This window comes from Neobacillus sp. WH10 (assembly GCF_030123405.1).
In the GTDB taxonomy this organism is placed as follows: Bacteria; Bacillota; Bacilli; order Bacillales; family Cytobacillaceae; genus Neobacillus.
The window spans coordinates 4327432-4344746 of record NZ_CP126110.1; the positions used below are offsets into that span (position 1 = coordinate 4327432).

The 17315-nt window shown below is 41.5% G+C and carries 11 protein-coding genes; 1 reads left to right on the forward strand and 10 read right to left on the reverse strand.

Annotated elements, in window-relative coordinates; translation table 11 throughout:
- Window positions 1–309: 309 nt before the first annotated feature.
- The 4 genes from QNH20_RS21235 to QNH20_RS21250 form a co-directional block, all read right to left on the reverse strand.
- The gene (locus tag QNH20_RS21235) at window positions 310–3507 is read right to left on the reverse strand and encodes a winged helix-turn-helix domain-containing protein (RefSeq protein ID WP_283919925.1); all 3198 of its coding nucleotides are present in this window, start codon (window positions 3505–3507) and stop codon (window positions 310–312) included.
- A 208-nt stretch (window positions 3508–3715) separates the two neighbouring features.
- A complete protein-coding gene (thrB, locus tag QNH20_RS21240) occupies window positions 3716–4633 on the reverse strand; it encodes a homoserine kinase (RefSeq protein ID WP_283919926.1) in 918 nt (305 codons plus the stop codon).
- Complete coding sequence (thrC, locus tag QNH20_RS21245) at window positions 4630–5691, reverse strand: threonine synthase (RefSeq protein ID WP_283919927.1); 1062 nt, start codon at window positions 5689–5691, stop codon at window positions 4630–4632. The genes thrB and thrC overlap by 4 nt, the downstream gene beginning before the upstream one ends.
- Window positions 5688–6983: a homoserine dehydrogenase gene (locus QNH20_RS21250; RefSeq protein ID WP_283919928.1), complete on the reverse strand. Its 1296-nt coding sequence runs from the start codon at window positions 6981–6983 to the stop codon at window positions 5688–5690. The genes thrC and QNH20_RS21250 overlap by 4 nt, the downstream gene beginning before the upstream one ends.
- A 709-nt stretch (window positions 6984–7692) precedes the next feature.
- Between QNH20_RS21250 and serA the strand changes: the two genes are divergently transcribed.
- Window positions 7693–9336 (forward strand): phosphoglycerate dehydrogenase, encoded by a 1644-nt coding sequence (gene serA, locus QNH20_RS21255; protein ID WP_283919929.1) that lies wholly within the window; start codon window positions 7693–7695, stop codon window positions 9334–9336.
- Between the two features lie 258 nt (window positions 9337–9594).
- Here the strand turns inward: serA and QNH20_RS21260 are convergent, their stop codons facing one another.
- The 6 genes from QNH20_RS21260 to gabT all read right to left on the reverse strand — a co-directional run bounded on the left by QNH20_RS21260 (window position 9595) and on the right by gabT (window position 17208).
- On the reverse strand, window positions 9595–10719 hold the full coding sequence (locus tag QNH20_RS21260; RefSeq protein ID WP_283923466.1) for an HAD family hydrolase: 1125 nt from the start codon (window positions 10717–10719) through the stop codon (window positions 9595–9597).
- A gap of 208 nt (window positions 10720–10927) precedes the next feature.
- Entirely contained in the window at window positions 10928–11245 is a 318-nt protein-coding gene (locus tag QNH20_RS21265; RefSeq protein WP_283919930.1) for a DUF3870 domain-containing protein, read from the reverse strand.
- A 252-nt stretch (window positions 11246–11497) separates the two neighbouring features.
- Window positions 11498–12706, reverse strand: a complete 1209-nt coding sequence (locus tag QNH20_RS21270; RefSeq protein ID WP_283919931.1) for an acyl-CoA dehydrogenase family protein — start codon at window positions 12704–12706, stop codon at window positions 11498–11500.
- Window positions 12707–12719: 13 nt separating this feature from the next.
- Complete coding sequence (locus tag QNH20_RS21275; protein WP_283919932.1) at window positions 12720–13901, reverse strand: CaiB/BaiF CoA transferase family protein; 1182 nt, start codon at window positions 13899–13901, stop codon at window positions 12720–12722.
- Window positions 13902–14374: 473 nt separating this feature from the next.
- Complete coding sequence (locus QNH20_RS21280) at window positions 14375–15799, reverse strand: NAD-dependent succinate-semialdehyde dehydrogenase (RefSeq protein ID WP_283923467.1); 1425 nt, start codon at window positions 15797–15799, stop codon at window positions 14375–14377.
- A 38-nt stretch (window positions 15800–15837) separates the two neighbouring features.
- Window positions 15838–17208: a 4-aminobutyrate--2-oxoglutarate transaminase gene (gene gabT, locus QNH20_RS21285; protein WP_283919933.1), complete on the reverse strand. Its 1371-nt coding sequence runs from the start codon at window positions 17206–17208 to the stop codon at window positions 15838–15840.
- Window positions 17209–17315 lie beyond the last annotated feature (107 nt).

The following is a 17315-nucleotide window of genomic DNA, read 5'->3' on the forward strand; positions in this document are numbered from 1 at the left end:
TATGATAGGAGAAGGAAGTTACAGAGGAGTTACAAATAAAGAAAACTCGCTGATTGGCGAGCCGTTAGGCGAAGACAGAAGCGTAGTTGCACTTATGCATGATTGGAAAGTTATACTTTCCTATAGTTTAAGAATAGCGGGGGGGCGCCCGTAATCACCGACAAGCATTAGACGATCCGTCATGAAGGTCGCTTTTTAACTTTCATGACGGCTTAGCTATAAAACCATAGAACCGATGGATCCGTAACTGGACAATAAAAAACAGCCCTATTTTTAAGGCTGCTCAATTGGATTAATGAAGTTTTCTGATTAAATGATCATGTTGTACATATTCCTTGTCGGTTCTAATGGAGTTACACCCAATTCTTCCTCCAATACTTCCGTGCATTTTTGATACCACTTCATCGCTTGGGGGCGGTTGTTTTTTCGATAATAACAATACATTAATAAGCGATAGGCTTCTTCCCATGTACGATCGCGTTCGAGAATTTTTTCACACCAATTAATTGCCGCTTCGTAGTTTTCACGGCGAACCATTAGTTGAGCCATTTTTTCTGCTCCTCGTAAAAAATAAACGAGCAGGCTCTCTCTTTTGCTTATACACCAATCATCGTAACGACGGTCAGGCAGATAGTCGCCTTGATAAAGGTTCAATCCTCTCTCAAGAAAATAACAGACCTTTTCGTCCTCGGTTTCATTTAAGCCCTCTTGTATCAGCGCCTGAAAATGAGCCGTATCCACTTCAATCACAGCATTTGGATTTAACCCATAAAACATCCCGTCTCGAATAATGAAAAATGGTGCCGCTCTTGCTTTTCGCGTTGGTTCTAATACATGCTGAAGACTATTTAAGGCTACCTTGAAATCACGGTCCGCACTCTTTTTGTCTTGATAGGGCCAAAGAATTTGCATCACTTCATCTTTGGCTATCGGCTCATTCATCGTAATGAATAACTGAAACAATTCCTTTGCCTTTTCTCTTTGCCATTCCTTTTCTCCTACCTCTTTCTCACCAAGCCAAAGCCGGAATTGGCCAAGAGCCTGAACACGAATCGAATACCCTGGATGAGAATCAACGGTGGTAACCCCTAGGTCCTGTAAGGTTTTTCTGACAAATGGCGTTTGAATTTCCTCTTTCATACACTCAATTAGCAATGGGACAAACACTTGTAAATCCCTTGGACTAAATACTGATCTGTTATGAAAATAGAATTCATACTCATGAAATTGCACGAGAGTTAAACATTCATCCATTGTTTGCTTATATAAATCTTGTTTTTTCTCTAAATAATAAAGATTCGATAACCAAAACTTGCTGAGCATTTGCCCAAAGGAATCCTCACAATGCTGGAAGAGAGAATCTGCTTTTTCCAAGTAATGAAGTGCCTTCGGCAACCGTTCATTATAAATGCAGGTAATCCCCATGCAGAGTGTGATTAAGGCAGAAAGCCAAACATCATGAACCTTCTCTGTTTCCTGGAGTGCCTTCTTTCCTGCCTCCAACGCCCTTTCCAGTTCTCCTCTTGTTCCGTATAAAATACAAAGACCCATTAAGGGCTCGGCCTTCCCTCTATCCACACCCAGCTGGTTCATAATTTCTAACGCTGTTTGGTAGCAGTTTTCGGATAAATGGGATTCATATTTATTTAAAATTTGTACGGCATGGCCCATACGGATCCAGCCGCATGCCTCAACGAAGGGAGCTTTAAAGCATATTCCTTGTTGAATTCCTTCCTGGGCAAGCTCCTTCGCCTTTATTCCCTCACCAGTAAAGGCTTCGATTAAGGAAAGTAATAAATCCGTTTCACGATGGGCTTGCGGCAATGAGGTAACGATTGTATCATTCAACTTTTCTTTGTAAAGAACTTTTTTTGCTTCCTCAAATCGGCCGGTTCTTAAATACAATCTTGCTTCTAAATTTCCATCAAAATTAACTGCCTTTGATTTTTGGATCCATTTCTCGGCCTCTGAAGCTTTCCCCGAGTTTAACAAATTCTCAGACAGCAATTGATAAAGTTTCCCCTTTTCTTCAATCGAACCCTTGCCTTTTTCACGATAGGCAATGGCCTCATATAAAAGCTGTTCGGCATGGTACGGCTGAATCGTATCTAAATAAATCTTCGCTTTCCCTTCAAGTGCCATACTCATTCCAAGATAATCTTGCTTTTTTTCCGCACCAATAAAGGACTTTTCATAGCAATCCTCAGCGTCTTGGTAATGGGAACGGTAACGATGAATTTCTGCTTTTAGATACCAAAGAAGGTAGTACGATTCCATCTCCACTTCAGGAAGAATGGTTAATTGATCATAGAGGCTTTCCAATTTTCCACTTTCAAGCATCCTTAAGCCGTTCTCTTGTAAAATGGAGGCAATCGCTTGGTGGTGTTGAATTTTTTTATAATGATAGAGCGCTTCCTCCCATAACTGTCTTTTTTCATAAAAACGGGCACATCTTTCGTGCAGTACTTTATGGTTACCAGGATTATTTTTTTGAAACATATTTTCCAGAAACTCTTTAAATAAAGCGTGATAACGATAATGGCTTAAACCAACCTTCTGGATAAATAAATTTCGGTCTTTCAATTGCTCAAGCATGGACGCGGCTCCGTGTATCCCGATGACTTCATCACAAATTTCTTCCTCAATTTCTTCAAATATTGAAGTTTGCTCGAGGAACTGCTGAATAATGGGGGGCTGCTTCGAAAAGACTTCCATCACTAAATATTGAAAAAAGTCGTGCAGTGAGTGTGAAGAATGCTCAAAAAGCTTGGAAATGTCCTTTTTTAATGGAATCTGCTGGGCAATCATGCATAAGGCGATGACCCAGCCCTCTGTCATCTGGTAAATCGTCTGTAAATGATGAGGCTCTATTTCTAAGCCATACAGGTCGGTTAATAGCAGCTCCACTTCTTCAATGGTAAGGACTAAGTCTTCCCTTTGAATCTCTAATAATTGCCCGCAGGCTTTCATTTTCGTAAGGTGCTTCCATCCAGGGCGGCTTCTGCTTGAAATGACCATATGTAAATTGGGGGGGATATGTTCTAACAGTTTTTCCATCCAGCTATTTATTGTATAGGAATGTTCAATTTGATGAAAATCATCCAAAATCAATGTAATTTCAGCATTGATCTCAACGATTTCATTGATAAATAGGGAAGATAAGACACTCAGGTCCTCATCCCGAATGTAGCGGTCCATTGTGTCTATATATGTGGAAAGCTCACATCCGAAAGCAGGAACAATTCGTCGTATGGCATGTACAATATAGGAAAGGAAGGGAAGGATGTCATCATCCATCGGAGAGATCGAGTACCAGCAGCCCGGAAGCTTCTCGTCCCTCATAAACAAAGCAAGCGCCGTACTCTTGCCAAAACCGGCTCCAGAATGAATAATGGTCAAAGAATATTCAGGAATCATCTTCATTTTCCTCGTGAGCTTTGCCCTTCTGATAAAGTCATCCTTTACAGTTGGAATCCGCAGTTTGGTTTGAATAATGGGCAGCTTCAATTCATAATCCCCCCTCTCTATTTTTGCAATATTTACACTATTTTACCATACCATGAGCGGTCTGTGTACGAGTTAGGAGAAAACAAACATATACCTCATATTTATTGGCAATGACTTGGATAAATTTTCTTTTGTTTAATAAACCATTAAGCAAGGAGGATTTCGAGGTCTTTCTATTAAAAAAATAGGGCAGCCAAGGCTGCCCTGATTATTTCACAAATTTCTCTAGTTTATTCACACAACTTCCATGATCATCAATAAAAAGCCGGTTCACGGTCATTTCAGGAAATTCTTTTTCCAAGGCTTGCTTTAGCTTCTGCCCTTTTCCTTTTTCACTAAAACAAATTACAGTTGGTCCCGCTCCACTTAATGCCACTCCGAATGCCCCATTCATTTTAGCCAATTTTTCAATCTCATCATAAGAATGGATAAGGGCTTTTCGATATGGCTGATGAAAGCGGTCCTGTTCCATCATTTTTCCTGCAAGTGTCCAATTTTGACTTAAAAGTGCCGCAATCAGGAGGTTAGCTGTTGATGAAGCCTTGATGGCATCTTGCCGAGAATAGGAAACCGGTAAAACATCACGTGATTCCTTCGTTAATAAGATTTCATTCGGGATCACAACAACCATTTCTAAAGGAACATTTGTGAATGACAGCATATCCACCTCATGTTGATCGTAACACCCGACCACAAGTCCCCCATAAAGGGAAGCACCAACATTATCAGGATGTCCTTCCCACTTTGTCGCAAGCAGAAGCTTTTCCTCCTTTGTCAAGCCCATGCCTCCAATAGCATCCGCAAGCTCAATCCCGGCAACAATTGCTGCCGCACTTGAGCCAAGCCCACGTGCCAATGGAATATCACTATCTATTTTAATTTTACATGGAGGTAAATCAATTCCATAGTCTGCCGCGGTCTTAATGGCAACTTGACAAATAAAATGACTATCATCTGTTGGAAGATCCTTCAATTCCTCGTACCAAGAATAGCATTCCCACTGATCACTTTTCTCGATCTCTAATGTCAAATACAAATTTAGGGCAAGACCAATCGAATCAAATCCTGGCCCAAGATTAGCAGTACTCGCAGGTACTTTAATCATTAAGCGGTCAATTAGAGTCATCCGCAGACAACTCCCCGAATATGTTCCGTTACAGCACGTTCATCATTTGGCAGTTGGACTGGCTTCACTAAACTGCTTTGGATTGCTGTATCTGGATCCTTCAAGCCATTACCTGTCAGAACAGCCACAATTTTCGTTCCTTTTTCAATTTTACCTTTTTGGATACTTTTAAAAACTCCGGCAAGCGATGCACAGGAAGCTGGCTCAGCGAATACCCCTTCAGCTGAGGCTAATTTTTTATAAGCCGTAACAATTTCTTCATCCATGACTTCATCGAGCAACCCATTTGATTCCTGAACTGCTGAAACAGCTAAATCCCAACTCGCAGGGTTTCCGATTCTAATCGCTGTTGCGATCGTTTCCGGATTTTCAAAGACCCGGTTATGAACAAGTGCTGCCGCACCAGCCGCTTCAAAGCCATACATCCGTGGCAAACTAGTACCCTTTTTATCGGCAAATTCCTTAAAACCTTTCCAATAAGCGCTGATATTTCCGGCATTCCCAACCGGAATCGCTAAAATCTCGGGTGCATCGCCGAGCTGGTCGCAAACCTCAAAGGCCGCTGTTTTTTGTCCCTCAAGGCGGAATGGATTGACTGAATTGACGAGTGTAATTGGCTCTTCTTCACTGATATGGCGAACCATCTGTAGTGCTTGGTCAAAATTCCCCTCGATCGAGATAATTTCTGCACCGTACATCATCGCCTGGGCAAGTTTCCCCATGGCAATTTTTCCTTCCGGGATGACGATGATACATTTTAAACCTGCCCGTGCCGCATAGGCTGCTGCTGCTGCGGAAGTATTCCCCGTTGAGGCACAGATGACTGTTTTACTGCCTTCCTCCAACGCCTTGGCTACCGCCATGACCATCCCGCGATCTTTGAAAGATCCGGTTGGATTTGCTCCTTCCATTTTGACATAAAGCTCTATATCCCACTCTTTTGATAACCGTTCGAGCTTTATTAACGGAGTATTCCCCTCATTTAATGTAAGTTTAGGTGTTCCTGGATTTATTGGTAAAAATTCTTTATATGCTTCTAATAATCCCGGCCATCTCATAACGATTTCCTCACCACTCTATATGCACTTTTAATTTCCTTTACTGCATATAAATCATATAATTCTAGTAAAATTTTATCGTAATTGGTTAACGAAGCCTTGTGAGTGACTAAAACAATTTCCGATGTCTCATTTTTCTTGATAGGAAGCTGCAGTATTTTTTCAAAGCTTACCCCATATTTTGCAAAAATAGCGGTAATATCCGCGAAAACACCAACCTCATCTTGGACATGAATGCGCAAGAAGTATTTTGAAAACTTTTCTTCATTATCCTTTAACAGCTTAGGATATTGCGGTGTGACAGCACTTCGGCCATTTACCCCAAGCCGTAAATTTTTTATTACACCCACTAGGTCTGAAACCACTGCAGTTGCTGTCGGCAGGCTTCCTGCACCAGGCCCATAAAACATTGTTTCTCCAACTGCCTCACCATAAACGTAAACCGCGTTATATTCATTTTGCACAGAGGCAAGCGGATGATTATTGGATAGGAAGGTAGGAGCGACACTTACCTCGACTTTTTCCCCCTCACGATGGGCATAGCCGATTAATTTCATCGTATAACCTAATTGTTTTCCATAGCGTAAGTCTTCTTCGGTAATACTGGATATACCACTTACTTTTACATCGTCTAAGTCAATATGCATCGAAAAGCCTAATGTAGCAAGAATCGTCATTTTTCTGGCAGCATCAAGTCCTTCAACATCAGCGGTTGGATCCGCTTCTGCAAAGCCAAGCTCCTGGGCTTCTTTGAGGACTTCTTCATATGAACGTCCTTCATCACTCATTTTAGTTAAAATATAATTGGTTGTCCCATTAACAATTCCCATCATTTGTGTAATCCGGTCTGACGCAAGTCCATCAACAAGGCCTCTTAAAATAGGAATACCGCCAGCCACACTTGCTTCGTAAAAAAGGTCGCAGCCATGTTCTGAGGCAACCGTTAGCAGCTCTGAACCATGCAGGGCCATCAAATCTTTATTTGCGGTTACAACATGCTTTCCTTGGCGGAGCGCCGTAATCAAATAGTCCTTTGTATCCTGCACCCCACCCATTACCTCAATGACTACATCGATTTCATTGTCAAATAGGATTTCATCAGGGTTGGATGTTAAAGTCTTTGTGTCCACGTCAACCGGCCTGCTCTTATGTAAGTCCTGAACAAGGATCTTTTTAACGACAACTGGACACCCTACTTGGTGAATTAATTTATCTTGATGATTTTCAATAATTTTAACAACACCTGAACCTACAGTGCCTAAACCTAATAACCCAATCGAGATTGCTTTCATGAATTCTCCTCCTACAAATGTCCACTCAAGGAATACAATTGTTTTTCTGTTGTAGACATTATATGACTCTCTTAATTTTTTTACAATAGATTTGTTTTACTGCTTTACGGTGAAACCGCTTACTACCGCATCGTAATAGGATTATAAATTTTGGTTAAAATTTTTCTGATTAAAAAGAAAAACTTTTTCCTCTTTATCCCTTTACAATCTTGAAGGAATGGTTGTAGAATAGTCCGTATATTCGGTTAGTTTTTGAAATTTCATTCAAATCAGATTTATTATACAAATAAAAAAAGTGATGATGAAGACGGCATTAAGAAAAAGCCCCAGAGAGCCGGTGGTTGCTGCGAACCGGTGCAATTTCTTAAAGAAAAGATTCTGATTTCTAATTGCCCAGCCCTTCTGAACTGGCAGCTGAATCATTTAGTAGGTATGCCCGGTGAAAACCGTTAACTTATGGAGGCTGCTTTTATTTTTCAGCAGCAAAAGAGGGTGGCACCACGTTCATACACGTCCCTCATAACAAGGCAGTACTGTCTGTTATGAGGGGCGTTTTCTATTTTTAGAAGAAAGGAGCTTTTTTCGAAACAGATACACTCAGTATTTCACCACAGTTGATGTCAAAAAAGTATTTAGGAAGCAATGGAATTTAAGAAAGAAGAACTGTATTGTATCGCTTTTAAAAAGAACTTAGGAGGTTAGATGGAGCATGTATAAAGTACTTGTAACTGATGGAATTAGCAGCACAGGTTTAGTGAGTCTTATTGAGCATCCCCATTTTGTTGTTGAGCGGCAGCCTACACTGCCAACTGGAGATTTAATAAAAATTATTGGTGAATACGATGCACTTATTGTGAGAAGTCAAACAAAGGTAACCGAAGAACTACTCTTAGCTGCAGATCGGCTTCGGGTCATTGCCCGGGCAGGTGTAGGAGTTGACAATATTGATGTCAATGCAGCGACACGTAAAGGAATTATCGTAATTAACGCGCCGGGCGCTAATACGATTGCCGCTACAGAGCATACATTAGCGATGATGCTGTCATTAGCGAGAAAAATACCACAGGCCCATCAAAAAACTTCTGCAGGGGAATGGGACCGCAACTCCTTTAAAGGGGTGGAATTATACAAAAAAACGCTTGGTGTTATTGGTATGGGTAAGATTGGAACAGAAGTAGCAAAGCGGGCTAAAAGCTTTGGCATGAACATCTTGGGATTTGATCCCTATCTAACAGAAGAGCGGGCAAAGAAACTGGGGATGACAAAGGCAAGCCTTGATTTGATTGCCAAGGAATCCGATTTTATTACGGTTCATACTCCTCTGACAAATGATACACGCGGACTGATAAATGACGACTACTTAAGTAAAACAAAAAAAGGTGTCCGCTTTGTTAACTGCGCCCGCGGCGGGGTGATCGACGAGAAAGCTTTAGTTAGAGCAATTCAGGCAGGGCATGTTGCAGGAGCTGCCCTTGATGTGTTTGAAAAAGAACCGGTTGGAGATGTAGAATTGCTGCAGAATCCAAATATCATCGTAACACCGCATCTAGGAGCTTCCACTGTAGAAGCGCAGGAAAAGGTAGCCCAAGAAGTGAGTGCGGAAATTATTGAGATATTTGAGAAGCAGTCGATTCAGAATGCTGTCAATATGCCGCAAATGTCTGGGGAAACTCAGGCAAAGCTTCAGCCATATTTACTTCTTGGAGATCAAATGGGACAGCTTGTGATTCAATTATTAAACAAGCAGGCGCCTGCAAAAATCGAGATCAATTACTATGGCGACTTAATTGAAGAAGATACCGAATTACTGACTCGCACTCTCTTAAAAGGCATTCTATCCTATCATTTAAGTGATTCTGTCAATCTCATTAATGCGCTTCACCTTTTAAAGGAGCAGGGTGTTTCCTATAATGTAATAAAAAATGCTACAAATAAAGGTTTTGCTAATTATATGGAGCTGTGTGTTTCCAATGGTCTTGAAACAGCGCGGATTGGTGCAACAGTCTTAAACGGTTACGGTGCAAGGATTTTAAAAATTAACCAATACCGAATCGATGTGAAACCAGAAAAATACCTCTTATATATTAAACACCGAGACGTACCGGGTATGATTGGCAAGGTCGGCTCACTTTTAGGGAACTATGGGCTCAATATTGGTACCATGCAGGTCGGTCGAACAGAGGTCGGCGGGGAAGCCATCATGGTGTTAACACTTGATAAAGCCTTAGGCACGGAGGTCATTCGTGAACTAACCTTAATTAACGGATTAGATGAAGCACAATTACTAGAGTTGACGAATGTTGATTCACTTGAGCCGGGGCATACGAAGCTGGAGAAGGTGGAAAGTATTTAGCTTTGCGTTTAAAGCGGGAAGGCGAGTTTGCTTGAGATTCTGTAAATCTAGATGGTAATCAATAAAATGAAAGTAGAAATGACGTGTGAATCGGCACACGTCATTTTCTCGTTTTAAGAAGGTCTTTTCATTATTTTCGGATTTGACCGCTATTGGATCCCTTTCTCTCGCTATTTTCATCCGTTCGGGCGCCAATAACCGCTATTAGATACCTTTCTCTTGCTTTTTCCATCGGTACGGGCTCCAATAACCGCTTTACTAGAAAATACTCTTAAGATTTAAAACTGAATCCAAAATATACTCCGCCTTATGCTGTTCAAATTCACTTCGTGCATCTTTTCCGGAGAGACCTGTTAATACAGCGGCAAACTGACAACCTATTTGTCTCGCAGCTAGAAGGTCTGCAAGAGAATCTCCGACAACAAGAACCTCTTCACCATTTTCAATCGGCAGCACCGTATCTAAACATTCCCGTACAGATGTCCCCTTACCATTAAGACACATTACGTATGTATACGGATGGGGCTTTGATAAGGATTTCCATTCCGGAAGCTCCCCTTCTGCTGCTAACACTTCATCAGCCGTCACTATTCGCTTGTCATCAAAATTATTTAACCACCCTAAATGTTGAAAAGGCTGAATCGTTTCAAGTGCCGGCCTGCCTGTTCCAATTCCAATAGTGTATCCTGATCTGGTTAGAAATTGAAACAGGGCAGCAATTTCATCCCTAGGAGCTAAAGTTGTTTCGTTTGCCAGGAATCCCTTTTTACCAGTTTGAACGGATGGTCTCCCGGTAGAAGCAAGAACATGTTCATCGCCAACATACCATTCCTGTGAAACATGCTCACAGATGGACCAAAGATCGCCTTTATTGAAAATGGTTGTTTCTACCCCAAGCTTCTCCTTAGCAAGTTCATTCAAGTAACTAAGCAATTCCTGCTTCGTTGCCTCTGACCGGGCAAAATCCTCTAAAAACAAATTAAAATCCGTTTCCACCTGATAATTATTTAACACCCTGCCAATCTCAAGCAATGTTTCGCGATTAAATGGTGCCTGTAACCATTGGGTGATTTTTTCAATTTCAGTATCTTTGATTTGCGACAGCAGGTGGATTAGTTGGTGGCTGAATGATAGATAGATCATGTCCCAGTTGGCGTTCAAGCCTCGTGATTTCATAAATTTGAGGACTTTATCGTTCTCAAAAACACGCTCTCTTATCTTCTTAATCTCCGTTTCATTATAATCCGTTTTAAATTTTTCAGGTGCCAGCGCTAAGTAGCTACAGCTTATCAGCATCTCCCAAACCGTTAAGGCGGATGCATCAAAATAATGTTCTTCGCTTAAAAGTACTCCATCTACGTCAAATAAAATTGTCTTAATCAACATTCTTCCCCTCTTTCCAGTCTGCTTTTATACGTTATCGTAACACAGTGGTACTAATTATTTGAAGTATTTATGTTTAAAAAGAGGGACCGAAATTAATTAGGACAAAATATATAGGCATTACGACTATATCTATGAAATTAACTGGACCAGATTTAAGTTACAAAAAAGAGCCGTACGCTGAGATGCCCAGCAACGGCTTGTTTTTTTAATGCTCGTGATTCACATATTGCCCATATAAATCCTTAACAGCGGCAATTAGGGCATTTACTGCTTTTCCGCGGTATCCTTCTCTTAAGGCGTCTAAAATATCGTCAATTCCGTCCTGCAGGCTGTGCCCTTTTAATATTTGCTGAACATATGCTTTTCCATGATCCGTTGCCAGCGTACAGGAGGATTCAATTATGACGCCGTATTTTTTATCCACCTCAACCGTAATAGTCAAAGAATCAAACACACTTTGGGCCGCCATCCCCTGCGGCAGTCGGGAATGACCTGCGAGGAAATAGGTTTTTAATCCTATCATGTAATACTCTCCTAATTTATGAATTTGTACATATTCACTTTAAATTTGTTCATATTTTTTTAAATTTGTTCATATCTCTTCAGTATTTGTTCATATATTTAAAAAATTGTTTATAAAGTCCTAGAATTTGTTCATATCAATCTAGAATTTGTTGATATATTTAAAAATTTGTTCATATCACTCAAGAATTTGTTTATATATTTAAAATTTGTTCATACCGCACAGATTTAGGTGAAATAATTACAATTTTTATTAGCATTTGATAGAAATTTCTTCAAACGGCCAAGCTGGGAGCATTTTTCGCAATGGTTTGTCCTCGCGATATCCAAGGGCATATTCCCCCTGCATAATCGTATGAATTTCTCTTGTGCCCTCATAAATGACAGGAGCCTTGGCATTTCGTAAATAACGTTCAACCGGGAATTCATTCGAGAAGCCATAGGCACCATGAATTTGGACGGCATCGTTGGCTGCCTCAAAGGCGGCATCACAGGAAATCCATTTTGCCAGGGACGTTTCTTGTGTGTTGCGTTTGCCATTATTTTTTAACCAGCCGGCTTTAAAAACGAGCAAACGGGAAATCTCAAGGTTTGCCGACATTTTTGCGATCATTTGCTGTACGAGCTGGTGTCTGCCGATTTCTTTGCCAAATGTTTTTCGTTCCTCACAGTATTTGACACTTGCTTCAAGTGAGGCCATGATAGTCCCGCAGGCGCCAGCTGCTACGGTAAAACGGCCATTGTCTAGTGCTGACATCGCAATTTTAAATCCCTCTCCTTCGTACCCTAGTAGGTTCTCTGAAGGCACCCTGACATTGTCTAAAAATACCTCTCCTGTATTTCCAGCACGGATGCCAAGCTTCCCTTTAATCGCCTTTGAGGAGAATCCTTCAAGTGTTCGTTCCACAATGAAGCAGGAAATACCATGGTGCCCTGCTTTCGGGTCTGTTTTTGCAAAAATTAAAAAATGGTCAGCCACATCACATAGAGAAATCCAGGTTTTTGATCCATTTAAAATATAATGATCCCCATCCTTTACAGCAGTTGTCTCCATGGCCGCCACATCCGAGCCGGCATTCGGTTCTGTGAGTCCAAAGGCGCCAACCTTTTCACCTTTTGCTTGTGGAGCAAGATATCTTTGTTTTTGCTCCTCTGTCCCCCACTGTAAGAGTGTCATACTGTTTAAACCAGTGTGAACTGAAACAGCTGTGCGGAAAGCGGTATCCCCACGTTCGAGCTCCTCACAGACAATCGCAAGTGTGTTGTAATCCATGCCTACGCCGCCATACTCTTCGGGGATGCATACCCCCATGAGCTGAAGGTCAGCTAAACGTTTCAGAATATTTATTTCAAAATGGACTTTCTCGTCCCATTCCTTGATATAGGGAATAATTTCACGGTCTACGAATGCTCTAACTACCTTTCTCACACTCTTTTGCTCTTCTGTTAATGAAAAATTCATATTTACTTCCTCCTCAAATAATTTTTTGTTGTTTCAATTGCGCAATTTCCTGCTTCGAATATCCCAGCTTCATCAGTACTTCCTCAGTGTGTTCCCCATGCATTGGCGGGTGCTTTTCAATTTTTACCGGTGAGTTTGAAAATTTTAATGGTGAACCGACTAACTTTAAATCAGTAATGACAGGATGTTTTACATTTATAACCATTTCTCTCGCCCTAGCCTGTTCCGAGTCTAAAGCCTCTTTCACATTGTTAATAGGGCCATTAGGAATCCCAGCTTCATCAAGTAAATGTTTCCACTCCGTCCTTGATTTTGTCTTTATTTTAGCTGCAATGATTTTTTCAAGTTCATCCTTATATTTCAGCCTTTCAGAGTTTTTTTCATATTTTAGAAGTGATTGATCTTCAAGTAAAATTACTAGTTTTCGATATTGCCGGTCATTTCCCACCGCGATGATAAAATCACCATCTTTAGCTGTAAAAACCCGGTAAGGTACAATATTTGGATGGGCATTACCGAGCCGTTCAGGAATCTTTCCAGAACATAGATAATTGCTGGCAACATTCACTAAAGCAGCAAGCTGGGAGTCAAATAAGGAGATGTCGACCTCCTGTCCCTCCCCCGTTCTGTTACGATGCTGGATCGCCCCTAAAATGCCGATGCAAGTAAATAGTCCAGTGAGTACATCTGTAATTGCGACACCGACCTTCGCTGGCTGTCCTTCCTTTTCACCAGTAATGCTCATTAAGCCCGACATTGCTTGAATTATATAATCATAGCCTGGCAGATGGGAGTATGGTCCCTCAGTAGAGCCGAAGCCGCTGATAGATGCTAAAATAATTCCATCATTGACCTTTTTCATTTCCTGATATCCTAAACCCATCCTTTCAAGTGTTCCCGGCTTAAAATTTTGCACAACGACATCTGCATCAAGTATAAGCTTTCGTAAAATTTCCTTACCTTGTTGTGATTTTAAATTTAAGGTAATCCCCTGTTTATTTCGGTTCGCACATAAGTAATAGGCACTTTCTCCTTCCACGAACGGCGGCCCCCATCCTCGTGTTTCATCACCCGAATCGACACTTTCAACTTTAATCACCTCTGCCCCCATATCCCCTAAAATCATCGTGCAATAGGGACCTGCCAACACGCGTGATAAATCAATTACTTTTATTCCATGGAGCGGCCCTGTCATTTGGCTTCCTCCTTTCTTCAAAGAAATTTACTAGTTTGATTCTGTGAAAAAATGGTTAGATGTAAGTTGAAAAAGCCAGCGAAAACAATCAATGACAAAGAAAGGCACTGAGTGTTTCACTGGCTTTTATTCGTGATTTCTCCCCTGGATAGAGGATGAAACGAATTAGGCAGCTACTTTTTCAAAATATGCTAGATTTAGTTTCCTCATGCAAATTTTGTTTCGGACCATTTTAACGAAACCTAAGTTATACTTTAAATTTGGTTCTGGGACTTCGAAAGTGTACATTTTTTTAATGGATTCCGCCAACAATCGCTGTAATTCCGCTAGATTTTTAATTTATTCCGCGGGTTTTCGAATTAAAAATCCGCCAACTTTGGGCTGGATTCCGCCATGTTCACTATTAATTTCGCCATCTACACATTTTGTTTGGATTCCAAAGTTATTCCTTCAGGAACTATATTTTAAAAAAACTAAATTAAATCCAACCCGATGGATATATACTTTACTTCTAAAAACTCTTCAATACCGTAATGTCCTCCCTCACGGCCAAGGCCGCTCTCCTTATAGCCGCCAAAAGGAACTTGAACGGCTGAAGGCAGGGCATCATTCAGGCCGATGATTCCATATTCAAGTTGCTCCGTGATTCTAAAGGAGCGGCTTAAATTTTCAGTATAGACATAAGCAGCTAAGCCGTAGCAGGAATTGTTTGCCCGTTCAATAACTTCCTCTTCCGTCTTGAAGGTTGAGATTGGCGCGAGCGGTCCAAAGATCTCATCTTTCATACATTCCATTTCGTCGTGAATATCGGTCAAAATCGTCGGGGCATAGAAATAGCCGTTTTGTTCAGCAGGTTTAAGTCCGCTGTACGCGACCTTTCCACCCTTTTTAACCGCATCATGAACTAATCCTTCCACCTTCTTATAGGCAGCTTTATCGATTAATGGTCCGATATCCGTTCCTTCTTCAAGACCATTTCCAACCTTAAGCTTCTCTAATTCTGTCTGAAAAAGCTTTATGAATTCGTCAGCAACATTTTCTTGAACATAAACACGATTCGTGCAAATACAGGTTTGACCGGCATTGCGGAACTTCGATTGAACAAGTCCTACCGCAGCTTTCGCTAAGTTTGCATCATCCATTACAATGAACGGAGCATTGCCGCCAAGTTCAAGCGATACCTTCTTTACATTTTCGGCTGCACCGCGCATCAACGTTTTTCCGACCTCTGTTGAACCTGTAAAGGTAATTTTCGTCACGCGTGGGTCCTTCAGCCAAGCCTCGCCAATTTCGGAGGATCTACCGGTGATTACGTTTAATACCCCCGCGGGAATTCCTGCTTCATGGGCAAGCTCTGCCATTTTTAAAGCTGTCAGCGGAGTTTGGTTCGCCGGTTTTACCACAGCGGTACATCCGGCGGCAAGAGCTGGTGCTACTTTTCTGGTAATCATTGCTGCCGGAAAATTCCACGGAGTAATCGCTGCAATCACACCAACTGGCTCTTTCCTAACTAGGATCCTTTTATTAGGATGTGAGGCCGGAATCGTTTCACCGTACACCCGTTTACCCTCTTCAGCATACCAAGAGATAAACCCATTTGCGTACTGCACCTCTCCTAGAGCCTCTTTTAATGGCTTTCCTTGCTCAATCGTCATAATTCGTGCAATTTCATGCTTGTTTTCTTCTATTAAAAAGTACCATTTCATTAGGAGTTGATAGCGTTCTTCCGCTGTTTTTTTTGACCAGATTTTAAAAGCTTTATGGGCGGCATCTACTGCCTGCTCTGCTTCAAAGGCACCGCCCGTTGGTATCGCGCCAATCAATTCCTTTGTCGCTGGATTAATAATCTCGGTAAAAACCTCGTAATCGTTACCTACCCATTCCCCATTCAAATACATGGGATATATTTGATAATTTTGCTTAATGACATCCATTCCTATTCCCCCCCAACCGATAAGGCAGGATTATTTAGATAAACTGCTTCCATCGCTTCCTCAAGTATTTGTAATCCCTCTTCAAGCTGGTCATCTGTGATTGTTAATGGCATGAGGATACGTATAACGTTGCTATACAGCCCGGCACTAAGTAACATAAGACCGCGCTCGCCTGCTGCCTTTACAATTTTTCCAACAGCTTCTTTATCAGGAGTCTTCGATTGACGATCTGTAACGATTTCCATCGCGCACATCGCACCAAGACCGCGGACATCGCCAATCCCATCGAAACTTTCTGCTAGAAGCTGCATTTTTCCGAGCACTTTATCGCCTATCATTTCGGCCCGGTTATTAAGGTTTTCGCTTTCTATGATATCTAAAACCGTTAGGGCTGCACGACAGCCAAGCGGACTTCCGGAATAGGTTCCGCCGATTTCACCTACCTCAGCTGCATTCATAATTTCTGCCCTTCCAATCACGCCGCTGATAGGAACTCCAGCCCCCATCGATTTTGAAATCGTTATTAAATCAGGTATAACATCAAAGTGATCGATCGCAAAATACTTGCCTGTCCGGGCGAACCCAGTTTGAATTTCATCTGCAACGAATAATATTCCATATCGTGTGCAAATTTCTCTAACCCGTTTAACAAAGGCGGTATCAGGTACAATAAATCCACCTTCCCCTTGAACAGGCTCCATCACGACTGCAGCGATGGTTTCAGGAGCGACTTCTGCGAGGAGGAATTGCTCGAATTGCTCAATAATCATTTTGCTATATTGCTGCTCACTCATTCCATCCGGGCGACGGTACACATATGGATATGGCGCCTTGTAAACCTCAGGAGCAAATGGGCCAAAGCCATATTTATACGGCTTCACCTTACTTGTCATCGTCATTGTCATTAACGTTCTGCCGTGGAATCCTCGGGTAAATGAGACAATTCCTTGGCGTTTCGTATATTTTCTGGCAATCTTTACGGCGTTTTCAACTGCTTCCGCACCGCTGTTAAAAAAAGCAGCCTGTTTGTCAAAATCACCGGGGGCAAGCTTACAAAGCCGCTCGGCCAATGAAATATATGATTCATACATCATCACATTAAAGCCTGTGTGGATAAATTGGCTTGCTTGTTCCTGGAGAGCCCTGACCACTCTTGGGTGTGAATGGCCAACATTTAACGTTCCAATGGCACCAGCAAAGTCAAGATATTGATTACCGTCCACATCTTCAACCAATGCTCCGTGTGCTTTTTTTACAAAGGAATGGCAATTATTGCTAATTCCTTTTGGGACATATTTATTTCTTCGCTCCAATATTTCTCTCGATTTTGGCCCGGGTATCTCAGTTTGGAGCTTGACATATTTCTTTTCCAATTCCGTTCTCCCCCCTTAGTTAAAATGACTCTGTTTTATATTTTTCTATAGTAATTCTAATATAGATTATAAATCTTTATAAGTGGGCTGGTTTTCTGTTTTTTGGC

Bases quoted from the DNA above. Each gene is read 5' to 3' on its own strand.
- serA (WP_283919929.1), top strand. From the start codon at position 7,693: ATGTATAAAGTACTTGTAACTGATGGAATTAGCAGCACAGGTTTAGTG.
- QNH20_RS21265 (WP_283919930.1), bottom strand. From the start codon at position 11,245: ATGATAGGATTAAAAACCTATTTCCTCGCAGGTCATTCCCGACTGCCG.
- QNH20_RS21250 (WP_283919928.1), bottom strand. From the start codon at position 6,983: ATGAAAGCAATCTCGATTGGGTTATTAGGTTTAGGCACTGTAGGTTCA.
- QNH20_RS21280 (WP_283923467.1), bottom strand. From the start codon at position 15,799: ATGTATTTGAATGGGGAATGGGTAGGTAACGATTACGAGGTTTTTACC.
- QNH20_RS21270 (WP_283919931.1), bottom strand. From the start codon at position 12,706: ATGAATTTTTCATTAACAGAAGAGCAAAAGAGTGTGAGAAAGGTAGTT.
- thrC (WP_283919927.1), bottom strand. From the start codon at position 5,691: ATGAGATGGCCGGGATTATTAGAAGCATATAAAGAATTTTTACCAATA.
- QNH20_RS21275 (WP_283919932.1), bottom strand. From the start codon at position 13,901: ATGACAGGGCCGCTCCATGGAATAAAAGTAATTGATTTATCACGCGTG.
- thrB (WP_283919926.1), bottom strand. From the start codon at position 4,633: ATGACTCTAATTGACCGCTTAATGATTAAAGTACCTGCGAGTACTGCT.